General features: G+C 29.9%; 30 protein-coding genes and 1 pseudogene. 13 read left to right on the forward strand and 18 right to left on the reverse strand.

Annotated features, from left to right (window positions below):
* Nucleotides 1-16 precede the first annotated feature (16 nt).
* On the forward strand, nt 17-1,912 hold the full coding sequence (locus tag CAMP18498_RS02695) for an NAD(P)/FAD-dependent oxidoreductase (RefSeq protein ID WP_337197336.1): 1,896 nt from the start codon (nt 17-19) through the stop codon (nt 1,910-1,912).
* A gap of 29 nt (nt 1,913-1,941) precedes the next feature.
* Here the strand turns inward: CAMP18498_RS02695 and CAMP18498_RS02700 are convergent, their stop codons facing one another.
* The 4 genes from CAMP18498_RS02700 to CAMP18498_RS02715 all read right to left on the reverse strand — a co-directional run bounded on the left by CAMP18498_RS02700 (nt 1,942) and on the right by CAMP18498_RS02715 (nt 5,382).
* The gene (locus CAMP18498_RS02700) at nt 1,942-2,466 is read right to left on the reverse strand and encodes a DUF2165 family protein (protein WP_337197337.1); all 525 of its coding nucleotides are present in this window, start codon (nt 2,464-2,466) and stop codon (nt 1,942-1,944) included.
* 67 nt (nt 2,467-2,533) lie between these two features.
* Nucleotides 2,534-4,651: a heavy metal translocating P-type ATPase gene (locus tag CAMP18498_RS02705; RefSeq protein WP_337197338.1), complete on the reverse strand. Its 2,118-nt coding sequence runs from the start codon at nt 4,649-4,651 to the stop codon at nt 2,534-2,536.
* Entirely contained in the window at nt 4,651-4,836 is a 186-nt protein-coding gene (locus CAMP18498_RS02710; protein WP_337197340.1) for a heavy-metal-associated domain-containing protein, read from the reverse strand. Before CAMP18498_RS02710 ends, CAMP18498_RS02705 begins: the two co-directional genes overlap by 1 nt.
* On the reverse strand, nt 4,837-5,382 hold the full coding sequence (locus CAMP18498_RS02715) for a GNAT family N-acetyltransferase (protein ID WP_337197342.1): 546 nt from the start codon (nt 5,380-5,382) through the stop codon (nt 4,837-4,839).
* A gap of 80 nt (nt 5,383-5,462) precedes the next feature.
* On the opposite strand from CAMP18498_RS02715, the gene CAMP18498_RS02720 reads away from it, so the two are divergent.
* The 6 genes and pseudogenes from CAMP18498_RS02720 (at nt 5,463) to CAMP18498_RS02745 (ending at nt 9,214) form a co-directional block, all read left to right on the forward strand.
* Complete coding sequence (locus tag CAMP18498_RS02720; protein ID WP_337197343.1) at nt 5,463-6,170, forward strand: YebC/PmpR family DNA-binding transcriptional regulator; 708 nt, start codon at nt 5,463-5,465, stop codon at nt 6,168-6,170.
* Between the two features lie 9 nt (nt 6,171-6,179).
* Nucleotides 6,180-6,662 (forward strand): peptidylprolyl isomerase, encoded by a 483-nt coding sequence (locus tag CAMP18498_RS02725; RefSeq protein ID WP_263677775.1) that lies wholly within the window; start codon nt 6,180-6,182, stop codon nt 6,660-6,662.
* Between the two features lie 48 nt (nt 6,663-6,710).
* Entirely contained in the window at nt 6,711-7,139 is a 429-nt protein-coding gene (locus CAMP18498_RS02730) for a trehalose-6-phosphate synthase (protein ID WP_263678811.1), read from the forward strand.
* Nucleotides 7,140-7,188: 49 nt separating this feature from the next.
* Nucleotides 7,189-7,794 carry a DedA family protein gene (locus CAMP18498_RS02735; protein WP_337197346.1) on the forward strand — a complete coding sequence of 202 codons (606 nt, stop codon included), beginning with the start codon at nt 7,189-7,191 and terminating at the stop codon, nt 7,792-7,794.
* A 150-nt stretch (nt 7,795-7,944) separates the two neighbouring features.
* A pseudogene (locus tag CAMP18498_RS02740) lies at nt 7,945-8,720 on the forward strand (threonine/serine exporter family protein).
* Nucleotides 8,717-9,214 (forward strand): threonine/serine exporter family protein, encoded by a 498-nt coding sequence (locus tag CAMP18498_RS02745; RefSeq protein ID WP_337197348.1) that lies wholly within the window; start codon nt 8,717-8,719, stop codon nt 9,212-9,214. Before CAMP18498_RS02740 ends, CAMP18498_RS02745 begins: the two are co-directional and overlap by 4 nt.
* A gap of 15 nt (nt 9,215-9,229) precedes the next feature.
* Here CAMP18498_RS02745 and argS read toward each other — a convergent pair whose 3' ends face one another.
* From argS to mnmG, 12 genes are all read right to left on the reverse strand, one after another.
* On the reverse strand, nt 9,230-10,825 hold the full coding sequence (gene argS, locus CAMP18498_RS02750) for an arginine--tRNA ligase (RefSeq protein WP_337197349.1): 1,596 nt from the start codon (nt 10,823-10,825) through the stop codon (nt 9,230-9,232).
* 9 nt (nt 10,826-10,834) lie between these two features.
* Nucleotides 10,835-11,074, reverse strand: a complete 240-nt coding sequence (locus CAMP18498_RS02755) for a twin-arginine translocase TatA/TatE family subunit (RefSeq protein ID WP_039618758.1) — start codon at nt 11,072-11,074, stop codon at nt 10,835-10,837.
* A 1-nt stretch (nt 11,075) separates the two neighbouring features.
* On the reverse strand, nt 11,076-11,690 hold the full coding sequence (gene gmk, locus CAMP18498_RS02760) for a guanylate kinase (protein WP_337197352.1): 615 nt from the start codon (nt 11,688-11,690) through the stop codon (nt 11,076-11,078).
* Complete coding sequence (locus CAMP18498_RS02765; RefSeq protein ID WP_337197354.1) at nt 11,687-13,054, reverse strand: hypothetical protein; 1,368 nt, start codon at nt 13,052-13,054, stop codon at nt 11,687-11,689. Before CAMP18498_RS02765 ends, gmk begins: the two co-directional genes overlap by 4 nt.
* Nucleotides 13,055-13,113: 59 nt before the next feature.
* Nucleotides 13,114-13,884 (reverse strand): flagellar biosynthetic protein FliR, encoded by a 771-nt coding sequence (gene fliR / locus CAMP18498_RS02770; protein WP_263664301.1) that lies wholly within the window; start codon nt 13,882-13,884, stop codon nt 13,114-13,116.
* Nucleotides 13,871-14,506, reverse strand: coding sequence for an ABC transporter ATP-binding protein (locus tag CAMP18498_RS02775; RefSeq protein ID WP_337197357.1), 636 nt, complete (start codon nt 14,504-14,506; stop codon nt 13,871-13,873). The genes fliR and CAMP18498_RS02775 overlap by 14 nt, the downstream gene beginning before the upstream one ends.
* 2 nt (nt 14,507-14,508) lie before the next feature.
* On the reverse strand, nt 14,509-15,585 hold the full coding sequence (gene tsf / locus CAMP18498_RS02780; protein ID WP_337197359.1) for a translation elongation factor Ts: 1,077 nt from the start codon (nt 15,583-15,585) through the stop codon (nt 14,509-14,511).
* Nucleotides 15,585-16,370 carry a 30S ribosomal protein S2 gene (rpsB, locus tag CAMP18498_RS02785; protein ID WP_337197360.1) on the reverse strand — a complete coding sequence of 262 codons (786 nt, stop codon included), beginning with the start codon at nt 16,368-16,370 and terminating at the stop codon, nt 15,585-15,587. Before rpsB ends, tsf begins: the two co-directional genes overlap by 1 nt.
* Before the next feature lie 173 nt (nt 16,371-16,543).
* On the reverse strand, nt 16,544-17,671 hold the full coding sequence (locus CAMP18498_RS02790; RefSeq protein ID WP_337197362.1) for a c-type cytochrome: 1,128 nt from the start codon (nt 17,669-17,671) through the stop codon (nt 16,544-16,546).
* Between the two features lie 2 nt (nt 17,672-17,673).
* Entirely contained in the window at nt 17,674-18,918 is a 1,245-nt protein-coding gene (locus CAMP18498_RS02795; RefSeq protein ID WP_337197363.1) for a cytochrome b, read from the reverse strand.
* A 1-nt stretch (nt 18,919) separates the two neighbouring features.
* A complete protein-coding gene (gene petA / locus CAMP18498_RS02800; RefSeq protein WP_337197364.1) occupies nt 18,920-19,423 on the reverse strand; it encodes a ubiquinol-cytochrome c reductase iron-sulfur subunit in 504 nt (167 codons plus the stop codon).
* 165 nt (nt 19,424-19,588) lie between these two features.
* Nucleotides 19,589-21,442 (reverse strand): tRNA uridine-5-carboxymethylaminomethyl(34) synthesis enzyme MnmG, encoded by a 1,854-nt coding sequence (mnmG, locus tag CAMP18498_RS02805; protein WP_337197366.1) that lies wholly within the window; start codon nt 21,440-21,442, stop codon nt 19,589-19,591.
* Between the two features lie 122 nt (nt 21,443-21,564).
* Between mnmG and ribE the strand changes: the two genes are divergently transcribed.
* The 3 genes from ribE to CAMP18498_RS02820 are packed head-to-tail and all read left to right on the forward strand — an operon-like array spanning nt 21,565 to nt 23,013.
* Complete coding sequence (gene ribE, locus CAMP18498_RS02810) at nt 21,565-22,173, forward strand: riboflavin synthase (RefSeq protein ID WP_337197368.1); 609 nt, start codon at nt 21,565-21,567, stop codon at nt 22,171-22,173.
* A complete protein-coding gene (pgeF, locus tag CAMP18498_RS02815) occupies nt 22,137-22,805 on the forward strand; it encodes a peptidoglycan editing factor PgeF (protein ID WP_337197370.1) in 669 nt (222 codons plus the stop codon). Before ribE ends, pgeF begins: the two co-directional genes overlap by 37 nt.
* A 1-nt stretch (nt 22,806) precedes the next feature.
* Nucleotides 22,807-23,013: a hypothetical protein gene (locus CAMP18498_RS02820; protein WP_149062476.1), complete on the forward strand. Its 207-nt coding sequence runs from the start codon at nt 22,807-22,809 to the stop codon at nt 23,011-23,013.
* 2 nt (nt 23,014-23,015) lie between these two features.
* Here the strand turns inward: CAMP18498_RS02820 and CAMP18498_RS02825 are convergent, their stop codons facing one another.
* A complete protein-coding gene (locus CAMP18498_RS02825) occupies nt 23,016-24,269 on the reverse strand; it encodes a sensor histidine kinase (protein WP_337197372.1) in 1,254 nt (417 codons plus the stop codon).
* A complete protein-coding gene (gene dccR, locus CAMP18498_RS02830) occupies nt 24,232-24,897 on the reverse strand; it encodes a two-component system response regulator DccR (RefSeq protein WP_214118110.1) in 666 nt (221 codons plus the stop codon). The genes CAMP18498_RS02825 and dccR overlap by 38 nt, the downstream gene beginning before the upstream one ends.
* 121 nt (nt 24,898-25,018) lie before the next feature.
* Between dccR and CAMP18498_RS02835 the strand changes: the two genes are divergently transcribed.
* The 3 genes from CAMP18498_RS02835 to CAMP18498_RS02845 all read left to right on the forward strand — a co-directional run bounded on the left by CAMP18498_RS02835 (nt 25,019) and on the right by CAMP18498_RS02845 (nt 26,477).
* The gene (locus tag CAMP18498_RS02835) at nt 25,019-25,522 is read left to right on the forward strand and encodes a hemerythrin domain-containing protein (RefSeq protein WP_337197375.1); all 504 of its coding nucleotides are present in this window, start codon (nt 25,019-25,021) and stop codon (nt 25,520-25,522) included.
* A gap of 157 nt (nt 25,523-25,679) precedes the next feature.
* Nucleotides 25,680-26,243, forward strand: a complete 564-nt coding sequence (locus CAMP18498_RS02840; protein WP_337197377.1) for a bacteriohemerythrin — start codon at nt 25,680-25,682, stop codon at nt 26,241-26,243.
* A gap of 12 nt (nt 26,244-26,255) precedes the next feature.
* Nucleotides 26,256-26,477 (forward strand): ribbon-helix-helix protein, CopG family, encoded by a 222-nt coding sequence (locus CAMP18498_RS02845; RefSeq protein WP_337197378.1) that lies wholly within the window; start codon nt 26,256-26,258, stop codon nt 26,475-26,477.
* Nucleotides 26,478-26,479 lie beyond the last annotated feature (2 nt).

A 26,479-nucleotide genomic window follows, 5' to 3' on the forward strand; every position in this document is an offset into this window, starting at 1 on the left:
TATTTTAAGGACAACTATGCAAAGAAGGGATTTTTTAAACGGAATGGCTTTAACTATACTTACAGGAATGACTCCATTGCAAGTATTATATGGTAAAGAAGCCAAAATCGAAGATTTCACTAAAGAATACTACCCACCAAAATGGCTTGGGTTAAGGGGTAGTAATAATGCAAGTTATGAATTTGCACATATGCTAAGAGATGGTGAAAAATTTGACTTTAGCGCTATCAAACCTAAACAAGAATATGACTTAGTTGTTGTTGGAGCTGGAATTAGTGGTTTAGCAGCGGCTTGCTTTTATCAAAACAAATTTGGAAAAAATAAAAAAATTCTTATCCTTGATAATCATGATGATTTTGGTGGACACGCTAGAAGAAATGAAATAGAACTAGAAGATGGCACTATTTTAAGTTATGGTGGTAGCGAAACATTTCAATCACCAAAGGCATTGTATTCTAAAGAAGTAGTAGATTTATTATCATCTTTGGGTGTGGATATTGATGAACTTGCTAAACGTTTTGATGTAAATTTTTATCCTGATTTAAAACTTAGCAGAGGTGTGTATTTTTCTAAGTCTGAATTTGGAGTAGACAAAGTTGTAAATGGTAATCCTAGAAAAGTAATTTGTGATGATATTCCTGAAGAAAAAAGCAACGGAAGAAGCATTGAAGCCTTTATAGGAGATTTTCCACTTAATGATAAAGATAAAAAAGATCTTATTGCTTTATTTAAAAGTGAAAAAGACTATTTAAAAGGCATGGATAAAAAGCAAAGAGATGAATATGTAGCAAAAACAAGCTATAAAAAATTCTTAGAAGAAAAAGTTAAGCTTTCACCACAAGCTGTAAAATTCTTTGAAGGTATGACAGATGACTTTTTAGCTTTAGGCATTGATGCTGTTTCTTGTGAAGATGCTAGAGTTTCTTTCTTACCTGGTTTTGACAAGCTTGGTCTTGATCCAATCGAAGGAGAGGCTTTAGCTGAAATGGAAGAGCCATATATCCACCACTGTGCTGATGGCAATGCTACTGTTGCTAGATTAATGGTTAGAAGATTAATTCCTGATGTGTCTAAAAAAGGTAAAGATATGGATGAGATTACCTTGGCTCATTTTGATTATTCTAAACTTGATCTTGCTAAAAACAAAGTACGTTTAAGATTAAACAGCACTGTTATAAATGTAGAAAATACAAAAGATGGAGCTTTGGTAACTTACGTTAATAAAGGCAAAAATTACAGAGTAAAAGCTAAAAAAGTTGTAATGGCAAATTATAATAGTATGATTCCATACATAGTGCCAAGTATGCCACAAGATCAAAAAGATGCTTTGAGTAAAAATGTAAAAACTTCTCTTTTACATACTAAAGTTATCATAAGCAACTGGGAACCATTTATAAAACTTGGAGTACATGAAATTTATTCACCAAAAATGCCTTATGCTAGAACCAAGCTTGATTATCCTGTAGATATGGGAGGATACCGCCACCCAAGAGATCCTAAAAAGCCTATTTGTGTTCATATGGTTTGCTCTCCTTTAGCTTTTGCGAATATCCAAGGGATTGACCTTGAAGGAATGGATGCAAGAGATAGAGCTAGAGTGGGTAGAAATTTATTATTCACTATGAGTTTTGAAGAACATGAGAAAATTATTCGCGATCAACTTCAAGGCATGTTAGGCTCAGCTGGATTTGACCATGAAAGAGACATTAAGGCTATAGTTGTAAATCGTTGGGGACACTGCTATTCATATACAGAAAATAGTCTTTTTGATGATAGTGAAGAAGCACAAAAAACTATAGAACTTGCAAGAAAACCTTTTGGAAATATCGTTATAGCAAATTCAGATTCTGACTGGTCAGCTTATATGCATTCAGCAATCGATCAAGCATATCGTGCTGTTAATGAATTATAAAATCAAACTCCTTTTAGGAGTTTGATAAATTAATCATCGTTTTTAATACTAATATAAATTAAAGCTAAAAGCATATAAGTTACTAATCTAGTAGCATCAGGCAAGCCGTTCCAAGTTTTACTCATCCACATACCAAACCATTCTGCAGCCACTACTTGAAAACCAAAAAACCAAAGTAAACAACAACAAGTTAAAGCAATGATTCCAAATTTTTTAGCTTCATGGAAAGTTTTCGCGTCCAAATTTCTTGCTTTAAACATATCTAAAGCACCTTTTAAAGCGGTTAGCATAATAAAAGCTTCAAAACAAATAATAAAAATATAGGCAATATGATGGATAGTAGGATTTGTAATGGCTCTATAAACAATAGCATTACCTAAATAATCAGGTTTGGTATCCATACTCATAACATGCTTTACAAACTGAAAATTTGAATTATAATCAGTTATATTACCAAAAACAACAATAGCCGCTAAAGAGGCAACTGTAAGCAAGATAATCATTTTAGAATATCTTACTATGCTCGTCATAGAAAAACCACAATTGCAATTCATTCTAGTACTCCTTTTTATTAAATTTATATTAATATATTATAGAAAATATTAAATAAAACTGAAATGCCTAACGCAATCTTAAAGAATTAACTACAACCGTTACCGAACTAAAACACATTGCTAAAGCTGCCAAATGCGGACTAAGACTTATAAATGGTACAAGACCTGCTGCGATAGGAATGCATAAAGCATTGTAAATGAAAGCCCAAAAAAGATTAAGTTTGATGATGTTTTTAGTTTTTTGAGAAAGCTCAAAACAATAAGCTATTAAAGATAAATCATCTTTTATCAAAATCAAATCTCCGCTTTTTTTAGCAAGTTCGCTTGCTTTGGAAAAACTTATACTTGCGCTAGCTAAATTTAAAGCAGGAGCATCATTAATGCCATCTCCTATAAAAAGCACTTTTTCTTTTTTAATTTTTTCTTTTATAAAATCAAGTTTTTGTTCAGGTTTTAAGTCAGAATAGTATTCATCAATATTAAGCTCATTTGCTATTTTAGTAACACTTTTTTTATTATCACCACTTAAAATAATGCTTTTTATACCTTTTTGTTTTAAATTTGCTATCAAATCTTTAGCTTCGTTTTTAAGTTTATTTTTTAAGCAAACCCCACCAAGACAAATATTATTTTTTACAAAATACAAATATATAGGTGCTTGATCTTCAAATTCTTGCAAAAATTGTTTGCTTTTTTGTATATCAACACCATTTTCAAGCATTAATTTCTCAGTACCTATTAAATACACATCATCATTTTCTTCATAAAGCAAACCACTCCCCACCAAAACACTTAATTTTCCTTGCAAATTTAAATTTACATTTAATTCTTTAGTAAAAGCCTTTGCGATTGGGTGTGAGCTTAAATTTTCAATTTGGGTAAGTTTTTGAAAATCTTCTTGAGTAAGATTATGCTTATAAATACTTAAATCATCTTGACTTAAAGTACCTGTTTTATCAAAAATAGCAAGCTTTATACTGGATAAATTCTCTAACACTGCTGGATTTTTTACTAAGATAAAATTTCTTGCACCATTTGCCAAAGCACTAACTATAGCTATAGGAGTTGCTAAGCCCAAAGCACAAGGACAAGAAATTAAAAGCGTGGCGCAAGCATGCAAAAATGCTGCGTTGACCCCTTCTTTAAAATACCAAAAAGCAAATACAAAAAGCGATAAAACAATAATACAAGCTACAAAATAAGCTGAAATTTTATTAGCTAAATTTGCTAAAGGTGTTTTGACATTACCTGCTTTAAAAACAAGATCTTTGATTTGTTCTAATGAACTTTCAATCGCCTTTTTATTGGCTTTAATCTTTAAACTTCCATTAATCAACATAGTTCCTGCTAAAATCTCATCATCTTGCTTTTTAAAAAGCGGCAAAAACTCTCCTGTTAAAAAACTCACATCAACCTCAGCCTCACCTGCTATAATTATCCCATCAGCGACAACGCTTTCACCCTCTTTTACTAAAATCACATCATTTTCTTTTACAAAAGCACTAGGTATGCTTTTTATACTTCCATCTTCTAAGATTATATTAGCTTTTTTAATATCTATGTTTTTTAATTTATTTTGATATTCTAAGGATTTAAATTTGGCCTTTTCTTCTAAGTATTTACCTAATAAAACAAAGCTTATAATCATCGCTCCGCCACTAAAATAAAAATAATCATCTTTGCTAAATACCTCAAAATACACAAAAAAAGAATATACAAAAGAAGTAAAAGCACCTAGAGATATCAAGGTATTCATATCTAAATTTTTATGCCTTAATCCTTTAAGAGCGTGGATAAAAAAACCTTTTCCACAATAAAAAATCGCTATCATAGATAAAAGCATTTGAATTAAAGCAGAAACATTTCCTTGAACAAACATTTCAAAATACATCGCAATAGAGCTTAAAATTATACTCATGATAAGCTTTGTTTTCATATTTTTAAGCTCTTTGAGTTTAAACTCATATAAATTTTGCTCTTCTTGCAATATTTCAAAACCCAAAGCTTTGATTTTTTCTTTAATTTTTGCTTCCAAAGATAAATCTTTAAGCAAAAACACTCCACTAGAATTAACATAAGAAACACTTATATCCTCTACACCATCAATTTTTGAACAAACTTTTTCTATAGCATTAGAACAATTAACGCAAGTCATATTGCCTATTTTTAATCTTAACTCATACATTATTCTATCTCAAAACCTAAATCTTGCAATTGTTTTTTAAACTCTTCAACTTGCTCTGCTTTTAAATCAATCTCTATGCTTTTTGTTTCAACATTTATTTGCATGGTACCAAATTCATCTTCCAATGAAGCCTTGATTAAATTGACACAACTTTGACAATTAATATTTTTAGTTTTTATAATCATTTATTCTCCTTTTTCTCTGTATTCATATTTATGAGAGTGAAAAATTTTATTTTTTATAAATTTAAAGCCCATTTTTTCATAAAGCATTTTTGCATTTATATTTTCATCTTCTACGATTAATGAAAGCTTTTTACCATTTTCCAAAGCTTCATTGAAAGCATATTCAATCAATTTCTTAGCAATGCCTTTTCCTCTTGCTTTTTCATCCACACAAATACAATCTAAGTAAAACTCATTTTCACATTCTTTTAAAACTTTTTCATTAATTCCTAAAAATTCTAAATGCTCATTTAAAGGCTTATCTAGCTCATCTGCCAAAGCCCCATCGTAAAAACAAATCGCACCTAAAATTTCACTATCTTCTTCATAAACATATATATTTTCATAGCTTAAACGATTATTTTCTTGAGTGAAGAAATTTTCTAAAACCTCTATGGCTTTTTGATGATCATTATAACCACTAAGTTTATATATAAAATGATCCATTGCTAAAGCAAGCAATTGTATGCATTTTTTAACATCATCTTTCCTAGCTTTTCTGATCACTCTTTTACTCCTTTAAAATCAAATTTAGACTTCTTAGTTTATACTTTTAACTTTAAAACAATATAAGAAAGAGAGAATTTATGGGAAGAGCGTTTGAATATCGCAGAGCCTCTAAAGAAGCAAGATGGGATAAAATGAGCAAACTTTTTCCAAAACTTGCAAAGGCTATACAAGTAGCAGCAAAAGAAGGCGGAGCTGATCCTGATATGAATCCAAAGCTTCGTAGTGCCATAGCTACTGCAAAAGCTAATAATATGCCAAAAGACAATATCGATGCAGCTATTAAAAGAGCAAGTGGAAAAGATAGTGCTGATATTAAAAATATCCACTATGAAGGAAAAGCAGCACATGGAGCTTTAATTATCGTTGAGTGTATGAGTGATAATCCTACACGCACGGTGGCTAATGTAAAAGCGATTTTTAGCAAAAATGGTGGAGAAATTTTACAAAATGGCTCTTTAACTTTTATGTTTTCACACAAAGCTGTTTTTCATCTTGAAAAATATGATGGAGATTTAGAAGAACTTGAGCTTGAACTCATTGATGCAGGACTTGAAGAACTTGAGCAAAATGAAGAAGAATTACTAATTATAGGTGATTACACTGCTTTTGGTGAGCTTAGCAATGCCATAGAAAAAAAAGGCTTAGTGCTTAAAAAAGCAGGACTTGAATACCTTGCAAACAATCCTGTAAATTTTAGCGAAGAACAACTTCTTGATATTGAAAAATTGCTTGATAAATTAGATGATGATGATGATGTACAAGCAGTTTATACCAACATAGAATAGGAGCAAAAAATGCTTAAAAAAATCGACACAAAAGATGCAAAAAAATACAATTTTGCTATCATTAGCACCGAAAAAGGTGATATGAAATTAGAACTATTTCCCGATGAAGCACCGCAAACTGTGTGTAATTTTGCTAACTTAGCTAATGATGGTTTTTATGATGAGCTTGTTTTTCACCGTGTGATTCCAAATTTTGTGATACAAGGTGGTTGTCCTTATGGTATAGGCTCAGGTGGTCCTGGTTATGAGATAGAGTGTGAATGTGACGATCAAAAACACAAGCACTTAAGAGGTAGTTTATCTATGGCTCATGCTGGTAGAGATACAGGCGGATCACAATTTTTTATCTGTCATAGTCCACAGCCTCATTTAGATGGAGTGCATACTATCTTTGGACAAATCAATCCTGAAGATAAAGAAAGTTTGGAAGTACTAGATAGCATTAGAGCAGGAGATAAAATCAAAACTATCCAAATTTTAGAAAAACTTTAATTTTACATCTCCTTAAAATTGTGCTATGATTTTTTAAGGAGATTAACTATGCATTTTATTTTTATTTGTATTCATCTTATTTGCGCTGTATTTTTTATAGCCTATGTATTTTTTGATGTATGTGTTTATCGCTTTGCTTATCAACACGCAAACAAAGAAGATTGTGATAAAATTAAAAAAGCCTATACTAAATCAAGTATTTTTATTTTTGCTGGTATTTTTATCTTACTTTTACTAAGTGGATTTTATCTTTTGAGCTTTTATGAATTTAACTCTTTTTGGGATTTTTTTGCGAGTAATTTTGGCATATTTTTATTTATCAAACTTTTATTATTAATAACAATGCTAGCTTTGACTTTTTATTCTTTATTTTTTATAAAAGTTTTAAAAAGAAAAGATCCTTTGAAATCTCACTTGATTGCATTGATTTTATGTATTTTAATAATCATTTGTGCAAAAGCCATGTTATATTTTTAAAACATTAAAACTAAGCTTATATCATTAGCTTAAAAAATAAAGGTTATTTATGCTTGGTGATATTATAGATTTTTTACTCACTCTTGCAAAAGATTGGGGTTATTGGGGGATTATTTTTCTTATGTTTGTAGAAAGTTCCTTTTTTCCTTTTCCCAGCGAAGTAGTGATGATACCTGCTGGATATTTAGCCCATCAAAACGAACTTAACTTTTGGCTATGTCTGCTTTGTGGGACTTTTGGAGCTCTTTTAGGAGCTTTGCTTAATTATTATTTATGTTATTTTTTAGGACGGGAAGTTCTTTTAAAAATATGCAAATATTTTGGAGTTAATGAAGCAAAATTTGCTCAATTTGAGGCCTTTTTTAACAAACATGGTGAAATATCAACCTTTAGTGGTAGATTAATCCCTGGTTTGCGTCAGTATATTTCTTTACCCGCAGGATTAGCAAGAATGAATTTGAAAAAGTTTATATTTTATACTAGTTTAGGGGCTGGAATTTGGTGTTTAATTTTGCTTATATTAGGCTATGTTTTAGGTAAAAATGAAGATTTAATCAAAGAATATTTGCATTTTGTTATTATAGCTTGTATTATTTTTGCTACTATGATTGTGGTTATTTATATCTATATCCAAAAAAGAAAAAAGATATCTTAAAATTTCAATTTTAAATACCTAGTTTCATTAGCTAAGTATTTTATTATTTTCTTTAATTTAATATATATTTTCTAAAAACATTTAAATTTATATGATTTTATATTTGATTTTTGATAAAATCTTATAAAAATTATTTCAAAGAAAAATGTTATGCAAAAGCCATCTATTCAAAATTTAACAGATTTTTTAATCGAATACATCAGTGTTTTTTAAGCGCTGGAACTTACACAGCAAGAGTAGCAAAGTGCATTGGAAGAATAGCTAATGCATATGGTTATGAGATTAACATGAATTTTTTCTTTCATCATACCACACTAAATATTTTTGATAAAGATGATAATTCCATACAAAGAACCTATATCATACCTAATAAACACAATCATATTAATTTTAAACTTATATTAGCACTTAGCGCATTAAGCTGGCAAATTCATGATCATAAATATAACCTAGAAGAAGCTAAATTTTCTCTTTCAAAGCTCAAACAAAGTAAAAGAAATCCTTTTTTAGCGAATTTATTTTTAGTTTCAGTGGCAAACTCAGCATTTTGCAAGCTATTTGGGGGAGATTTTTACGGCTGTTTATTTGTATTTTTAGCTACTTTAGTAGGTTTTAGCTTAAGAGTTTTACTCACTAGAATAAAAATTGATTTAAGAATTCAATACATTATTTGTTCTTTTTTATCCTCTTTTATTGTATTTTTTGGAGTGGATTTAAAACTCGTGCAAGAAGCTAATGTTGCTTTGGGTTCTAGTATATTGTATTTAATTCCTGGGGTTTATTTTATAAACTCCGTTATAGACATTTTAAAAGATCATATACTTATGGGACTTAGTCGTATTATTAGTGTGGCGATATTGGTATGCTGTATTGCCATTGGAATTTATACTACTCTTGGTATTAATGATTTTGGGATTTTAAGATGATTGATTATTCTTCTATACTTTGGGATATGTTTTTTGCGGCTTTAACAGGATTTGGCTTTGCTTATGTGTGTAACCCACCCTTTAAAACACTCATACTTTCAGCCATATTAGCTGCTATAGCTCATGGTATGTGCTTTACTTTGATGGGGTATTTTGGCTTTCAAACCTTGGCTATTGCAACCTTTATAGCTTCTTTTAGTATAGGTTGTCTTGGTTTGTTTTTAGCTAAGATTTTTAAAACACCTGCTGAAATCATAGCTTTTCCCGCTCTCATTCCTATGATACCTGGAATTTATGCATATAAAGCCATATTGTATTTGATTTCTTTTATACGCTCAGAGGATATTAGCGAAAAGACTAATTTCTTGATTCAATTTTTCGATCATTTTTTCACAACGCTTTCAGTAACACTAGCTCTAGCAGTAGGAGTAAGCGTAACTTTGCTTTTGTTTTTTGAGCAAAGTTTTATGATGACAAGAAGTATAAAAAAGTAAAAATCACGATCAAAATTAATCGTGATTCATTTTATTTTTTGCTTCTATTCCCATGAGTGCAAAAGCTGTTTTAATACTTAAAGCACATACAGCAAAAAGTTTTAAAAGCTCATCTTCATTATCTGAGCCAACAACTTTGTTTTCATTATAAAATTTATGAAATAAAGAAGCCAAATTTTTCAAATAATCAGGAATTTTTTGCAAGGCTCTTGATTCAAACGCATCATTAAGCACTGCTTTTAAATTTAAACTTTCAAATAAAAGATTCATACCATCTTCATTTAAACTCTCAAATTTAGCATGCATAACATCATTTACACTTTTACCTGCTTTAGCAAATACTTGATGAATTCTCGCATGAGCATAATTAATATAATACACAGGGTTAGAACTATCTTCTTTTTTAAACTCATCTACATCAAACTCTAAATGTGTATCACATTTTTTACTAATAAAAATATACCTTAACACATCACTACCAAGCTCTTCTAAAACATCACCCATTAAAATGAAATTTCCTGCTCTTTTACTCATTTTATAAGGTTCGCCATTTTTTAAGAGTGAAACCATTTGCGCTAAAATAATTTCAAGATTTTGACTATCATGACCTAAAAATTCCATAGCAGCCTTCATTCTAGCTATATAACCATGATGATCAGCTCCCCATATATTAATACACTTATCATAACCACGGCTCATTTTATCTTTATGATAAACTATATCAGCAGCTAGATAAGTTCCTTTTCCATCATCTTTGATAATCACACGATCTTTTTCATCACCTTTAGCACTTGACGCAAGCCAGATTTTACCATCTTGTTCATAAGTACCACCATACTCTTTTAAAGCTTTTAAGGTATTTTCTAATTCATTATAATAACTTGTTTCGCTCACATAAGTATCAATAAATATCTTAGCATCGGCCAAATTTTGCTTGATAATTTTAAGCATTTTATCCTTAGCCCAAAATGCTAATTGCGGAATGTTTTCTTCTACAAAGAAATCTTTTTCAAAATCAACAAAAGCTTCTTTTGCTACATCTACGATATATTCGCCTTTATAATACTCATCAGGATATTGAACTTGCTCTTTTAAACAATGCTCTTTTACTGCAAGTAATATAGAAAGACCTAAAAGATAAATTTGATTACCCGCATCATTGACATAATATTCTGTATCAAATTTATATCCTAAATGCCTAGCAACCCTAGTTAAAGTATCGCCAAAAATAGCCCCTCTAGCATGTCCTATGTGTAAAGGTCCTGTCGGATTTGCACTCACATATTCAAATAAAAAACTCTGCTCTTTTTTATCATCTTTTGCAAAATTTTCACTATCGCTCAAAGCTTGCGTAGCCAAAGAATTTAAAAAAGCTTTTGAAAGTTTAAAATTTACATAACCATTTAAAGTCTCTACACTTTCAAAACAATCACAATCTTTTAACTTAGCAACAATATCATTGGCAATTATCATAGGATTTTGCTTTAATTCTTTAGCCAAAGAAAAAGCCAAAGGCGTGGCAAAATGAGCTAGATTTTTATTCTTGGGATTTTCTAAGATAAAATCTCTTCCTAGTTTTTCTTTAATTTCTTTATAAACTAAAGTTTTCAATGTATTGCCTTAAGCTTTTTTTACTTCTTCGTTATTTTCTTTTACAAGAACATCTTTTTCATTGATTTTTTCAATTTTTTGCGCATCTTCTTGAACAATTTTTTTATCATCTTCTGTATTCATTTCATCTTTAAAAGTTTTAATACCTTTTCCTAAACCTTTGGCAAGTTCTGGAATTTTTTTTGCACCAAAAAGTAACACCACAATAAGTAATATAATCAACCATTGAGTTCCACTTGGCATATGCATTTTATTCTCCTTTATTCCATTGAATTTGAATTTGTTTTAAATCATGTTTTGTACTTTTTAATTTTGAAGCTTCAAAAACCGCTTCTAACTCCCTATAGCTTTTTTCAAGATCATCATTTATGATTAAAAAATCATATCGATCCAAACAAGCCATTTCATCACTAGCATTTTCCAATCTTTTGCTAATATCTTCTATTTTATCAGTATTTCGCTTAAGCAATCTTTTTTCAAGTTCTTTTTTATTTTTAGTTGTAATAAAAACAGAAGTAATATATTCAGGCATTTTTTCTTTAGCTATACAAAAACCTTGCACATCGATATCAAAAATGACACTTTTACCCTCTTGCAATGCTTTTTTTACAGGAATTAACGAAGTACCATAATAATTTTTATGCACCAAAGCCCATTCTAAAAAATCGCCTTTTTCTATACCTTGTTTAAATTTTTCTTCGCTGATAAAAAAATAATCTACTCCATTTTTTTCATTTTCTCTAGGAGCTCTTGTTGTGCTTGAAATAGAAAAATAAATATTATCTTTTTCTTTAAAGAGCCTTTGAAGCAAAGTGCTCTTACCTGCTCCACTTGGTCCTGAGATGATTAAAATTTGGCCACTCAATGTTTATCCTCATCAAAGCTTATATTAATGTTTATATTCATTTTCATGCCTTTTAAGGCTGCTTTTAAAGTATCATCGGTAATACTCGAAGTGATAGTTTGAGCTATGCTTTTACTAAGCTCATTTACCATTTCATCTTCTTGTAAATTCTCCGCTTTTTCTTCAATGTTTACCTTACTTACTTCTTTCTTTTCTACAACAGCTGGAGCAAGTTCTTCTCCTAAAGCTAACATAATATCATTTTCGTTTAAATTTGCAAATTCATCTTGCGTTTCATCTAAAACTTCACTCATATTTTCCTCTATATTTTCCTCATTCATATCGGCTTGTGATTTCATTTGTAAATCTTCACCCTCACTTAAATCCTGCATATCAAAATCACTCATTAAATTCTCATCAATATCACCAAATTCTTCATCTAGTTCATCAATAGCAGCTAATTCTTCTTTTATTTTATCTTGAGTGCTTAACTCCTCTTCTGGTTGAAAATCATCTATACTTTCATCTTCAAAAACCTCTTCTACTAAAGGTTCATTTTCTTCTGCAACACTATCATCATCTTTTGCTTCACCAATAAATTGAGCATCTTCAGGTAAATCATCAAAACTCATCTCTTTTTCGCTCATTTCTTCAACCATAGGTAAATCATCAAGAGAATCAAATTCGGCGGGGTTTTCTTCTATATTTTCTTCTATATTTTCTTCTATATTTTCTTCTATATTTTCTTCTATATTTTCTTCTATATTTTCTTCTATATTTTCTTCTATATTTTCTTCTATATTTTCTTCTATATTTTCTTCTATATTTTCTTCTATATTTTCTTCTATATTTTCTTCTATATTTTCTTCTATATTTTCTTCTATATTTTCTTCTATATTTTCTTCTATATTTTCTTCAAAAAAATCTTCTTGTAGATTTAAATCATCTTCACTTAAACTTTCTTCATGCTCAGACAAATCAATACCAGCCAAAAGTTCATTTCCATCTAAAGGCATATCTTTATCAATTAAAACATCCTCATCAAAACTCAATTCATCTTCTTCTAAAGTACTATCCTTACTTTCACTTAAAGTTTTTTCATTACCCAAAAGTTCTATAAAATCGGTCGGTAAAAAAGGCTTATATAAACACTCTACGCCTTCTACTTGCTCTTGGTTTCTAGGCAATAAATAAATCAATCTATTACATTTACTTTTCAATTCATCTAAATTAGCTTCAATATCATGATCTATGATGATAATATCATAAAATTTTTCAAGTTCTTCAGCATTTGCAAGCTCTTCAAATTCATAACCTAGTTTTTGAACCCCCAAACTAATTAATTTTGAAACAGCTACATTAGAATTTATCAGCACAACCTTCATCTGTCATCTCCCAAGTTAAAGAAATGTATTATTTTAAAACATTTTTAATTATTTATTGCTTATATATTGAAAAACAATAACTCCATATGCTCAAAACTTTTTAACATTAAATTTTTAAAATACTGCATCATGATGAGTAAAATAGCAATAAGCACTGCAAAAGATAAAAATATCTTGATAGGATAACCCACCACTAAAAGATTAAATTGTGGCATAGTTTTCATAAGCATACCAAAAATAACATCTGATAATAAAGATATTGCTAAAATAGGAAAAGCCATAGAAAAACCGAGCACAAAAATATTTACCATAGCTTTATTCAAATAAAGCATTAAATTCTCATGCGGATAAAATCCACCCAAACTAATATAATCTAACGAACTAGATATAAAAAGCAATACCAAATGATGACCATCAAATGCTAAAAAAACCAACAATGCAAGCAAATTTAAAACTTGAGAAATTACTGGAGTATTAGCACCTGTAGCTGGATCTAAAATACTAGCCATAGAAAAACCCATGGTAAAAGAAATTTGCTCACCTGCCATTTGTAAAATGGCAAAAATCATTTGCAAAATTAAACCTGCAACCATCCCAAAAAGCACTTCACTTAAAAGATATAAAATAAAAAAAGAATCAGGTGTATTATTTTCAAGTTTTGCCAAAGGATATAAAAACATTGTTAAAAATAAAGCTAAAGTTGTTTTTACTACCAAAGGTATACTATTGTGAGAAAAAAAAGGGAAAAATACTATTAATCCACTCATTCTGGCAAATAAAAGCATGAAGATTACAACATTTTCATCGCCTAAATATTTAACAAATTCCATAATTACTTAAATGATAAATCCTATCACATTTTTTAGCAAGTTCTTGATCGTGAGTTACAAAAACTAAGGCTGCATTATTTTCTTTGACATAACTGATCAAAATATCTAACACATTTAAAGCATTTTTAAAATCTAAATTACCGGTAGCCTCATCAGCAAAAATGATTTTTGGTCTTTTACTTAAAACTCTAGCTATACTTACTCGTTGCTGTTGTCCGCCGCTTAATTTTGTGATCTTTTGATTCATTAAATCAACAATATCAAGTTTTTTTAACAACTCATAATCGATATTTTGTCTACTCAAAATACTTGCGAGCTCTATATTTTCAAAAGCTAAAAAACCTTTAAATAAATAATGCATTTGAAAAATAATCCCAAAATCTTTTCTACGAATTTCTAATAAAGCTTCATCGTTTAAGGAATACAAATCCTGATTATTATAAAAAACTTTTCCTGATTGAGGTTTTAACAAGGTAGATAAAATATGCAAAAGAGTAGATTTGCCACACCCACTACTTCCACATATTGCAATACAATCTTTTGCATTTAAAGCAAAATTTAAATTTTCAAAAAGCGGAATATCAAAACTATGGCTTAAATTTTCCGCTTTTAAAAGTTCCATTTTTAACCAATTTGCGCAGCAACTTCAGCAGCAAAATCTTCAGTTTTCTTTTCTAGACCTTCGCCCACTTCAAAACGAACAAATTCTACTATTTTAATAGTTCCACCAAATTCTTTTTCTTTTTCTGCAATTACTTGCTCGACAGTTTTTTTATCATCCATCGCATAAAACTGTCCCATTAGAGTAAGTCTACCATCAAGCTGAGAATTATCCGCTATAAAGCTATTTAGTTTACCTGGGATAATGTTAGGCCAAATTTTTTCTGGTTTTCCCTGTGCTTGAAGCTCAGCTTTAATAGCTTCTTCAACTTCTTGGATTATCTCTTGGGTTAATTGCTTTCTACTTGCAAATTTTGGAATTTTAAGCTCTGGCTTATTAGGGTCTTTCAATCTTCTTCTTTCTTCATTTTCTTTTTCCAACTCTGCAACTAAAGCTTTATATTCATTTTCTACAAAATCCATATCAAGTTCTTCATAAGATAGATAACTTGGTTTCATTGCAGCAATATGCATACAAAGGTGTTTTAAAAATTCTCCACACTTATTAGCCGTAGCTTCACTATCACAAGCTGCAGCAATAATAACACCCACGCGTCCATTAGAATGAACATAACCATTTACCGCTCCACTAGCTCCAGCTTTTACAGTAGCAAATCTTCTTACAACTAAATTTTCACCTATAGTTGCAATTTGATTTTTTAAATATTCTTCAAATTTAACACCATTAATCTCACTTGAATGCAACTGCTCAACATTTTGAAGGCTTTTAGCCTGAATATGTGCTGTTGTATCTTTTGTTAAAGCAATAAATTGTTCATTTTTAGCAACAAAATCAGTTTCAGAATTGATTTCACTTACAGTTGCACATTTTAAATCATCGCTTACTTTTACACTTACCAAACCTTCAGCAGCTAAACGATCAGCTTTTTTATCAGCTTTTCCAAGTCCTTTTTCTCTTAAAAGTTGCACTGCTTTTTCAAAATCACCATCTGTGTCTTTTAAAGCATTTTTACAATCCATCATACCTGCGCCAGTACTTTCGCGCAGTTCTTTTACCATTTGTGCAGTGATTTCAGCCATTATTCTTTATCTCCTTCAAAATCTTCTTCACTCATAGCTTCTTCTAGAACTTCTTTTTTTTCTTCTTCAGAGATTGGTTGTTCTTCATTTACTTCGCCATCTTGCTCTCTTAAAGCTTTACCTTCATTGATTGCTTCAGCCATTTCTTGGCAGAAAAGTTGAACTGAACGAATCGCATCATCATTTCCTGGAATTGGGAAATCTACTAAGTCAGGATCGCAGTTTGTATCTAGTGGAGCAATCACAGGGATTTTTAATCTATTAGCTTCTTGTACTGCAATTTTTTCTTTAACAGTATCAATAACAAAAATCATATCAGGTTGAGTTTTCATATATCTAATACCACCAAGATATGCTAACAACTTTTCTTTTTTTCTAGTAAGCATTAATGCTTCTTTTTTAGTTAAAAGTTTAATGCTTCCATCTTCTTCCATTTTTTCTATAACTTCTAATTTTCTAATAGATTGGCGGATAGTTCCAAAGTTAGTCATCATACCACCAAGCCATCTGTGATTTACATAAGGCATACCGCATTTTTCAGCATATTCTTTAATCGCTCCACCTGCTTGTTTTTTAGTACCAACAAATAAAATTGTTTTACCTTCTGCAGCAGCATCGCGAACAATATTATATGTATATCTAAAGTATCTAAGTGTTTTTTGTAAATCAATTACATAAATACCTTTTCTCTCACCAAAAATAAATTTTTTCATTTTTGGATTCCATCTTCTTGTTTGGTGTCCAAAGTGTACACCGCACTCTAATAAATCTCTCATGCTTACCATGAAATTCTCCTTGAAATAAAATAATTAGGTTTATTCCTCCGCATTCTTTAACCCATAAGCAACCTAATAAGGAAATTAATGCGTGTGAAATGAAAAAGTATTATATCAAATTTTATTTTATATTTAGCTTATTATTGAAGAAAAAGAACGCCTTGCGGCGTTCTTTGGGTAAATTAGTGTAGTTTAGACCAAACTGATCTTTTCCAACCTATAGCAAAAATACTTAAGATAGCAAAGAATATCATGATATAAATTCCTGTTTGCTCTCTTTCTTCTTTTTTACTATCACCAACTTTTTCAAGATAATTAATAACTTGGGTTTGTGCTTTTTCATTCAAACCAACTCTTGGCATAGCAGTTCCATGAATTTTCTTTTGAGGTTCATTGATGAAGATTTCAAGATAATGTGCGCCTTTAGAACGAATCATCATAGATAAATCTGGAGGTGTCATACCAAGATAATTTTTTAAATCACTCATATTTGAGCTTGAAACAAAGCCATCATATTTTACATCATGGCATCTTCCACAAGCATTTTCAAATGTATGTTTGTTTTTAGCAAAATCAAACTCTTTTGCAATTAAAGCTGTTTTTACTTGCTCTGAAAGTTCTTGATTTTTAGCATATTTTTCTTCTAAATCGGCTTTTAATTTTACATCAAATTCTTTTTCATATTCACTAGCTGTATTTTTAAAGAATGCAATTAAATCTGCTAAATCTTGATTATCTTGTGTTTCATCGCCACTTAAAGGATAAGCAGGCATTAAGAATGGATTTTCATCATTAAATTTATGTGAAATTTGTAAAGCTTTAACTGGATCAACAATCAATGCTGCTAAAAATTTCTCATCATAGATAACACCTGCATCACTCAAATCAGGAGGCGTTACACCCAAAGAAGAATCTGTAATAGTAGCAGGAATTCCGACGGCTTTCACACCATGGCATGCAATACAATTTCCTTCAAAAAGCTCTTTGCCTTTTTGTATATTACCTTTACTAAAATCAATTTTTGCGATTTTTTCCCATAATTGCTTAGTAGCTTCTTCTTGGCTTTTTGCAAGCTCTAATGCTTTTTGAGCATTAGCTATAGCTTTTTCACTTCCTGAAGCATTAGCATCCACTGCTGCTTTTTCTTTTAAAGCAACTTCACCTTTGGTAAATTCTGCATCAGCTTTTGCAAAGTCAAAATTAACTGGAGTTGAAGGAGGATTCATCACTGAATGCGCGTAAGGCTCAACCCCCCAATAAACTAAACCTGTGAAAAAGACAACTACAAAAAATATTTTTAATTCTCTCATTATTAGCCCCTTTTTCTTTCCATGATAGTAATAATTGGTAAAACTACTAACAATAATAGTAAAAATACCATAGAAGCGTAAAATCCTATCCAAGCATTAATTCCTGTTGGAGGAAGTTTTCCATAAACTGTTAGCACAATTAAATCTATCAATAACACCCAAAACCATACAAAAAACATCGGTCTTTCATGTGCTGGTTTTACAACATCACTTCTATCAAGCCAAGGTAATAAGAAGAAAATAATTTGTGCTATACCAAATGCTGTAAGCCCTATATCAAAAGCTTTAATGCTTCCAACATCAAAGAAAAATCCTCTTAAAACTTCATAACTCCATAAGAAATACCATTCAGGATAAATATGAGGAGGTGTTTTTAAAGAATTTGCTGGGTCAAAGTTGATTGGATCCATTGCAAAATTAAATTTAAAACATACCAAATAAAAGAAGAAAATCATAAATAGCGCAATATACATGAAATCTTTAGCTAAAAATCCTGGCCAAAAAGGAATAACTTTAGAACCTTTTGTATCACCTGCTAAATATTTTTCAGCTTCTAAATCAAAATCAATCTCTTCTGAAATTTCATTATTTACATGAGGAATTCTTAAAGAATAAAAGTGGAATGCAATAATTGCTAAAATCACAATAGGCAATAAACATACATGTAGCATAAAAAATCTAGTTAAAGTTGGATCTGAAACTGCAAAATCTCCTCTTATCCAAATAACCAACGCATCACCTATAAAAGGAATTCCACCAAAAAGTTGAGTAATAACTTGAGCAGCCCAAAAACTCATTTGCCCCCAAGGCAACATATATCCACTAAATGCTTCTGCTGAAAATACAACAAATAAAAGCATACCACTAATCCAAATCATTTCGCGGCCTCTTTTATAAGAGCCATAATAAATTCCTGTTAACATATGGATATATATGATTAAAAATACAACCGAAGCGGCCACACCGTGCATATGACGCCAAAGCCAACCATACTCCACTTCTTGCATAATAGTTTTATTTACACTATCAAAAGCCAAAGCTACATCTGGCTTGTAATACATTACCAAAAATAAACCTGAAATAAATAAAATAGCAAAAAGAGTAGTTAAAATAACACCCATTGCCCATAAAAAGTTAATTTGTTTTGGTATCCAATATTGAGCCATTAAAACATTAAAAAGCTTATTTACAGCTAATCTTTGATCAAGCCAATCTACAATACCATTTGCTTTTTTTATCTGTGCCATATTAAGCCTCCGCGATCATTTTTTTATATTCTGGACCTTCTTCGCCTAATACTAATTTTGTTCCATCAATTCTAAAAGGAGGAATATCCAAAGGTCTTGGAGGAGGACCAAATACATTTTTACCACTGGTGTCAAATTCACCACCATGGCAAGCACACTTAAATAATTTTTCGCTTGGAGCGTAAGCTGGAATACAGCCTAAATGCGTACAAAGACCAATAACTACAGTATAAGCAACATCACCTACAACAACATCTCTATTGCTATCTTTTACCATATCTGCATCTTTTTTTAAGATAAATATAGGCTTCTTACGCCATTCAATTGTTCTAAGCTCGCCCTCTTTCATGCCAGAAAGATCTACAGTAGTAATACCTGCTGCTTTTACACTTGGGAGTGGATCCCATGTTTTTTTCATTGCAACTAATGAAAAAGCACCACCCACAGCAGCTACCGTTCCAAAGGCAAAGCCCATAAAGCTTCGTCTACTTTCAGATGTAGCCATTTTACTTCCTTTGTTTTGATTTTTTTGTAAAACTTAGCAGTTTATCTAAAAAATGATAAATTTTTTCTTTGGTATAAAAAGCTTGATTTAAGATATATGAATATTTATTTAAAACAAAAATAAATGTTTGTTTTAAATCATAACAATAGATAAATTTATTATTATCTATTGTTTTTTCATTTTGATATAAATATGTAAAATATCTAAAGCAGCAGGAGTAATACCGCTAATTTGCGAAGCAGCAAAAATAGTTGGTGGATTAAATTTTTGCAGTTTTTCTACTACTTCATTACTCAATCCACTCACACTTTTAAAGTCAAAATTTTCAGGGATTTTCAAATCATTTAAATTTTTCATTTTTTCAATTTGTGCTTTTTGCATTGCAATATAATGATAATATTTTGCTTCATTTAAAATTTCATTTAAAGAATACTCATCCATATTTTTAAACATTTCATCTAAAGCTTTTAATTTTTCTATATTAAAACTAGCTCTTGCAACAATTTTTTGTAAACTCACTATTGAAGTGATCTTTTCCTCTTCAATACTTTGTAAAAATTCATTATTTTGCTTACTTGGTGTCCATGTAGTTTGAAGTAAAAACTCAAGTCCTTTATCAACATTTTGTTTTATATTTTCAATATATGCATAATCTTCTTGACTTAAAAGCTTAAAATTATATCCATATTCTCCAAGTCTTAAAATGGCATTTTCTTCTCTTAAAAGCAATCTATACTCAGCTCTTGAAGTAAACATTCTATAAGGCTCTTTAGTGCCTTTCATCACTAAATCATCAATCAACACCCCTATATAAGCCTCATCACGCCTTAACACAAAAGGATCTTTTTCATCAATTGCTAAAACCGCATTCACTCCTGCCATAAAACCTTGTACAGCAGCTTCCTCATAACCAGTGGTTCCATTAATTTGCCCAGCACAATATAAATTTTTAATCTTTTTGGTTTCTAAAGTATGTTTTAGTTCTGTTGGATCAATATAATCATACTCTATAGCATAGCCAAAACGCGTGATTTTAGCATTTTCAAAACCTTTTATACTTCTTAGCATTGCAATTTGCACTTCATAAGGAAGCGAGGTAGAAAAGCCATTGATATAATATTCAGTCGCATCTTTAGTTTGTGGTTCTATAAATAAATGATGACTTTCTTTATCACCAAAACGATTGATCTTATCTTCTATAGAAGGACAATATCTTGGTCCTATACCTTCAATTTGCCCTGTAAAAAGCGGAGCACGGTAAAAATTACTTTTTATAATCTCATGTGTTTTTAAATTTGTTCTTGCTATATAACATGGAAGTTGATTGGGTTTGAAATTTTTTGTTTTAAAGCTAAAAGCTTTAGGATTTTCATCTCCAAGTTGAATTTCTAAAACACTAAAATCGATACTTTTAGCATCAACCCTTGGGCAAGTTCCTGTTTTTAATCTTCCTACTTTTAAACCACTTTGTTTTAAGTAATCTCCCAAATTTACAGATGCAAGCTCGCCTACCCTACCTGCTTGAAGCTTGGTTTCACCTATATGGATAAGTCCGTTTAAAAAAGTTCCTGTTGTCAGTATGATTTTTTTGGCAAAATATGTATTTTCTAAATTAGTTTTAACGCCCTTAACTTCATCATTTTCTATAAGTAAAGACAAAGCTTGCTCTTGAGAGATTTCTAAATTTTCAAGTTTTAAAAGCATATTTCTAGCACAAATTCTATAAGCATCCATATCAATTTGTGCTCTACTTCCACGCACTGCAACACCTTTGCTTTCATTTAAGATTCTAAATTGAATTCCAGCCTCATCGGTAATTTGCCCCATAAGTCCACCCATAGCATCAAGCTCTTTTACCAAATGTCCTTTTGCTAAACCACCTATAGCAGGATTACAACTTGCAGCACCAATTTGCTCGATTAAAGTAGTTAAAAGTAAAGTTTTTTTACCCATTCTAGCAGCCCCGGCACTAGCTTCAACTCCAGCATGCCCACCACCTATTACGATTATATCATACATATTTTGACCTCATTTTTATAAAAAGGCAAAAATTATATAATATTTTTTAAAATAAAACACTAAAAATACTTTTTGAAATTTAAAAGTTTTAGATAAAATCTCATAAAAATTAAAGGTATTGAATGTTTAATGGATTAATCCGCGAATTAGCCTTTGTCAAATCATATCAAAACAACACTTTAAGATTAAAAGCAAACTACAAACCAAAACTAGGCGATAGTATTGCTGTCAATGGTGCGTGTTTGAGCGTAACAAAACTTTTTGATGATGGTTTTAATCTTGAGCTTTCTTATGAAACAAGAACTCACATAGCTATTGAAAATTTAAAAGATTATGTGCATATTGAACCTGCGCTAGCTTATGGCGATAGAATAGATGGACATTTAATGCAAGGGCATATTGATGGTATAGGTGAAATTGCTAATATTTCTAAAAAAGAAAACGGAGTTGATTTTTATATTAAATGTCCTGATGATATACAAATTTATATGGCAAATAAAGCAAGTGTAGCCATAGATGGAGTGAGCTTGACTATCAATGAAGTTTTAAAAGATGGTATTCGTTTAACTATCATTCCTATAACCTTTAATGAAACCTTGTTTAAAGATTACATTATAGGAAGACGCGTTAATATAGAAAGCGATCTTTTAGCAAGATACATGCACAGACAATTAAATTATAAAAAAGAAATTTCATGGCAACAAATAGACAAGATTACATCACTTTATTAGAAAATGATTTCGCAAAAGCTTTTGTAGCCTTTGATCAAGATTATAATATTTTTAGAGCAAAAATTCATGATAATATTTTTCCTTGGGAAAATTCTATAAAAAAGTGTGTATTTTTAAATCAAATTCATTCTAATATTATCACTCAATACGATAAAGATTTTTACTTTAATACTGATGGGGTAATTAGCAATAAAAAAAATGTAGCTTTGTGCATTTTAAGTGCTGATTGCTTACCTTTGCTTTTATATGATGATAAAAATAAAGCTATAGCAGCTTTACATTCAGGCAGAAAAGGATGTTTTGAAAATATCCTAAAAGAAGCTGTTTTAAAAATGCAAGAAAGTTTTAACACTCAAGCAAAGAGTTTAAAACTCATCATTTCAGCAGGAATTTGTGCTAAAAATTATGAAATTAATGGCGAGGTTTTAAACTACAGCAAAGAAAAATTTGCACCTTTTTTACATAAAAATAAGCTTGATTTAAAAGCATTAGTTAAATTTCAAGCAAAAGAATTAGGTATTAATGATATTTTTGATATCAATCTTTGCACCTTTGATGATGAGAGATTTTTTTCTTATAGAAAAGACCAAACTCCAAAGCGCATTGTTAGCGTGATTTATTTAAAGGATTAAAATGTATGAAGTAAAAAATTTGCTTGCTTTGAAAATTTTACAAAAGGCTAGAGAATTTGGTGATAATGACTTAAGCAACGAAGTTTTAATCACTCAAATGCTAAATCATACCTCACAAACTCTAAATCAAAACGATACTAAAAATTTAAATGAATTTATCACAACACTTATAAATGCCAAAGAAAAAGCTAAAATGAGCAATAAATAATTTTAATTTTTCCAAGTTAAAATAAATTTTGTTCCTTTATTTAGCTCACTTTCTACTTTTATATTAATGTTATGATCTTTACAAATTTTATCCACTAAAGAAAGTCCTATACCAAAACCACCTTGATTTTCATTAAATCTTGAATAACGCTCAAAAATGTTGGCCAAATTTTCCTTTGTTATACCACAGCCACTATCTTCTATTATAAGTCTTTGCTCCAAAAGCATTATTTTGATATGTCCATTTTTTACATTATATTTTATAGCATTATTAACAAGATTATCAAACATTTTAAAAAACTGCTCTTTATTGGCATAAATTTTTCCATCATCTTCCAAGCTAAGCTCTAAGTTGATATTTTTTTGTTCCAAAAATATCTTAAAATACTCCATTCTTTCTTTAATCAAATCTTTTAAAAATATCCAATTCTTTTTTGCTTCATAAGCTTGAGAAAAATTTAAAAAAGTTAAATCTGAATACAAATGACTCAAAGTCAAAGCAGCTATTTTTACACGCTTTAAAGCTTTAACTTCTTCAAATTTTTTTTTTCTTTCTAAACCTTCTACACTCATTAATATCGCACTAATTGGAGTATTAATCTCATGAGTGGTATCTTTTATAAAATTATTTAAAAATCTTATTCTCATTTCTAAAGGCTTGAGTGCAAATTTTAGTATAAAATAAGCCATTATACTTACAAAAATCAAAGAAAAAACCATAGCCAAAGCTACTTTAAATCTTATAAATCCAAGTTCTTTGGAGATATCATCACCTTGTACTAAAATCCTCAGACGATTAACATCACCTAAGACCTCCAAAGCATCTTGTCCTTGAGTATTTGCAAGCAATAAATTATTTAAATTCACATCAGCCACATAAATTAGAGTGTTATTATTATAAATATTTGCGTTATTAAGTTTAAAAAATGTTGTTTGAGCAGGCAAGTCAAGATTAGAAAAATAAACTTTTGTTCTATCAAATATTGCAAATTTTATATTAGAAATTTGAGCAATTTTTCTAGCACCTTTTTCTATAGGCTCAAAACGTAACTTTTCCATTTGTAAAATTACAAAACGATGTTCTTGTCTTAATTTTATGCTATGTTCGGTTATTAATTCTTCTATTAACTTTGCATACCATACGCCAAAAAGCACTATAAGAACACTTCCTATACTTACCAAATATAAAGAAAGAATTTGCCATGCAACGCGCTTGGCTTCATACATAACAATACCCTCTTCCTCTTTGGTTGACAATACTATCTTTACCTAAAATTTTTCGTAAATTTTTTACATAAGCTCTTAAGCTAAGCTCACTTGGCTCTTGATCATACTCCCAAATTTCTTCAAAAATGCAAGCAGTATCTATAAATTTACCTTTATTTTTTAAAAGCAAAGATAAAAGCTTTAATTCTTTTAAAGGCAGGGTTAAAGGCTTATCGTCTTGATATAAAGTTTGTGAAACAAAAGCAAATTTAAAACCATTTCCCAAGTCTTCATAATCTTCATTTTTATGAGCAAAAGAACGCTTTAAAATAGCATTAATTCTTATTTTTAACTCCTGCAATTCAAAAGGCTTTTTAATATAATCATCACAACCGCTTTCAAAACCTTTTTGTAAGTCCATAGTAGTATTTAATGAAGTCATAAAAATAGCTGGAGTATATTTGCCAGCTTCTCTTAAATTTTTAAGCACACTAAAACCATCACCTTGTGGAACTTTTACATCTAAAATCCATAAATCAAAATTTTTCTCATAAGCTTTATCTTGTGCATCTTGAGCATTATCCACTAAAGTAACTATAAAACCTTCTTCTTCTAAAAATTCACTAACAATTTCTCCTAAATTAATATCATCTTCTAACAAAAGAATTTGTGTAGCCATTTTTAACCTTTTTATTATATTTTACTTAAACATTATATTTTTTTTGTGTAAATTGAGTGTGAATTTAGTAGAATTAAAGCCTGGTATTTATATAATATTATATCTTATATTTAAGGCTCTTATGTTACCTGAATGGGATCAAAAATATAGTATCAATAACGCAAAAATCGATACCCAACACCAAAAACTCTTCGAGCTTGCTGCTAGAGTTGAAGAAATTTCTGATAGACCAATCTACCAAGTAGAACTTAAAAAACTATCGCTGAATTTTTCAACTATATTAAAATTCATTTTCAAGATAAAGAAAACTATATGGCTGAGATCAATTATCCTTGATTTAAACCAACACAAACTTATGTATAAACAAATCACAAAATCTATGATAAAACTCATACAAAGTATAAAAAGCACTAATGATTTAAAAGAAAAATTATACATAGTGGTTAATTCATGGCTTATAGAACACATCATTCAGCATGATATGATGATAGAACACTGGAGACAAAGCACGCAAGCAAAGAATTCTTCAGACACCTTCGAAGAAGAAAAACCAAAACCAAAAAATTTTTATATCAATGTCAATGTGAAGGAAAAACTCATAAAGTTCCTTATGATATTCATTTAAAAACGCAATATTCTAAAGTACAATTTAAATGTAAAGAATGCTCTGCTAATTTAATTTTATGCAAAAAAACTGAAATTTAACAAAAATTAATCGTAGTTTAAAATATTGTAAATTATAATGCCTGCAAAACTCTGCCAAATATAAACAAGGAGTTAATATGCCACCAAAATGGTGTGATAAATACAGCATTCATAATGATGAAATCGATAAACAACACAAAAAACTTTTCGAACTTGCTGCTAATGTTGAAATGATTTCAGATAAACCCGTTCATAAAGGACAAATCAAATTTTTACTTGCAGATTTTTTTAACTATATGAAAGAACATTTTGCCGAAGAAGAAAAATATATGGCAAAAATAGGTTATCCTGAACTCGCTAATCATCAAAAAATTCACAAAAGCATTATTCAATCTATGATAGATTTAATTCAAAATATCAAAAGCACCAATGATTTAAAAGAAAAACTCAATATAATTGCATCAAAATGGCTATTAGAGCATATCTTAAGAGAAGATATGAAAATAGAAAAATGGCACCAAGCACAATTAAATAAAAAGGATAATGAAACAACTTCAGAAGATTTGCAAGAATTTTATGAGTATGTTTGCTCATGTGCAGATAAAATCCATAAAGTGCCTTGTGAAATTCATCAAAAAATACAAACAACCAATGCAAGCTATAAATGCAAAACTTGCCAAGAAGCAATAAGACTAAAATAAAAAGGCTAAACAATGAATAAAAGATATACTTTAACCCTTTCAGAAGAACTTTACAAACGCTTAAGTCAAACTGCAAAATTTTCTAAAAAGAAAAAAGCTGAAATTTTACGCAATGCTTTAGAAAATTATCTTGATGAAATGGAAGATTTTGCTCCAGCTATAGAAGCTTTAGAAGATCTAAAAGATGGAGATAGTAAAAAGCTAGATAGTATTATTAAAAAATTAAAATGCTAACT

Source organism: Campylobacter sp. W0066.2 (genome assembly GCF_024723515.1).
Taxonomy (GTDB): Bacteria; Campylobacterota; Campylobacteria; order Campylobacterales; family Campylobacteraceae; genus Campylobacter_D.

Coding starts and splice junctions, on each gene's coding strand:
- CAMP18498_RS02745 (WP_337197348.1), top strand. CDS start 8,717: ATGATTGATTATTCTTCTATACTTTGGGATATGTTTTTTGCGGCTTTA.
- petA (WP_337197364.1), bottom strand. CDS start 19,423: ATGGCTACATCTGAAAGTAGACGAAGCTTTATGGGCTTTGCCTTTGGA.
- CAMP18498_RS02705 (WP_337197338.1), bottom strand. CDS start 4,651: ATGTATGAGTTAAGATTAAAAATAGGCAATATGACTTGCGTTAATTGT.
- fliR (WP_263664301.1), bottom strand. CDS start 13,884: ATGGAATTTGTTAAATATTTAGGCGATGAAAATGTTGTAATCTTCATG.
- CAMP18498_RS02840 (WP_337197377.1), top strand. CDS start 25,680: ATGCCACCAAAATGGTGTGATAAATACAGCATTCATAATGATGAAATC.
- CAMP18498_RS02790 (WP_337197362.1), bottom strand. CDS start 17,671: ATGAGAGAATTAAAAATATTTTTTGTAGTTGTCTTTTTCACAGGTTTA.
- mnmG (WP_337197366.1), bottom strand. CDS start 21,442: ATGTATGATATAATCGTAATAGGTGGTGGGCATGCTGGAGTTGAAGCT.
- dccR (WP_214118110.1), bottom strand. CDS start 24,897: ATGGCTACACAAATTCTTTTGTTAGAAGATGATATTAATTTAGGAGAA.
- CAMP18498_RS02765 (WP_337197354.1), bottom strand. CDS start 13,054: ATGAAGGTTGTGCTGATAAATTCTAATGTAGCTGTTTCAAAATTAATT.
- CAMP18498_RS02720 (WP_337197343.1), top strand. CDS start 5,463: ATGGGAAGAGCGTTTGAATATCGCAGAGCCTCTAAAGAAGCAAGATGG.
- CAMP18498_RS02795 (WP_337197363.1), bottom strand. CDS start 18,918: ATGGCACAGATAAAAAAAGCAAATGGTATTGTAGATTGGCTTGATCAA.
- CAMP18498_RS02775 (WP_337197357.1), bottom strand. CDS start 14,506: ATGGAACTTTTAAAAGCGGAAAATTTAAGCCATAGTTTTGATATTCCG.
- ribE (WP_337197368.1), top strand. CDS start 21,565: ATGTTTAATGGATTAATCCGCGAATTAGCCTTTGTCAAATCATATCAA.
- CAMP18498_RS02725 (WP_263677775.1), top strand. CDS start 6,180: ATGCTTAAAAAAATCGACACAAAAGATGCAAAAAAATACAATTTTGCT.
- CAMP18498_RS02835 (WP_337197375.1), top strand. CDS start 25,019: ATGTTACCTGAATGGGATCAAAAATATAGTATCAATAACGCAAAAATC.
- CAMP18498_RS02730 (WP_263678811.1), top strand. CDS start 6,711: ATGCATTTTATTTTTATTTGTATTCATCTTATTTGCGCTGTATTTTTT.
- tsf (WP_337197359.1), bottom strand. CDS start 15,585: ATGGCTGAAATCACTGCACAAATGGTAAAAGAACTGCGCGAAAGTACT.
- rpsB (WP_337197360.1), bottom strand. CDS start 16,370: ATGGTAAGCATGAGAGATTTATTAGAGTGCGGTGTACACTTTGGACAC.
- CAMP18498_RS02755 (WP_039618758.1), bottom strand. CDS start 11,074: ATGCATATGCCAAGTGGAACTCAATGGTTGATTATATTACTTATTGTG.
- CAMP18498_RS02735 (WP_337197346.1), top strand. CDS start 7,189: ATGCTTGGTGATATTATAGATTTTTTACTCACTCTTGCAAAAGATTGG.
- CAMP18498_RS02710 (WP_337197340.1), bottom strand. CDS start 4,836: ATGATTATAAAAACTAAAAATATTAATTGTCAAAGTTGTGTCAATTTA.
- CAMP18498_RS02845 (WP_337197378.1), top strand. CDS start 26,256: ATGAATAAAAGATATACTTTAACCCTTTCAGAAGAACTTTACAAACGC.
- CAMP18498_RS02820 (WP_149062476.1), top strand. CDS start 22,807: ATGTATGAAGTAAAAAATTTGCTTGCTTTGAAAATTTTACAAAAGGCT.
- CAMP18498_RS02700 (WP_337197337.1), bottom strand. CDS start 2,466: ATGAATTGCAATTGTGGTTTTTCTATGACGAGCATAGTAAGATATTCT.
- CAMP18498_RS02695 (WP_337197336.1), top strand. CDS start 17: ATGCAAAGAAGGGATTTTTTAAACGGAATGGCTTTAACTATACTTACA.
- pgeF (WP_337197370.1), top strand. CDS start 22,137: ATGGCAACAAATAGACAAGATTACATCACTTTATTAGAAAATGATTTC.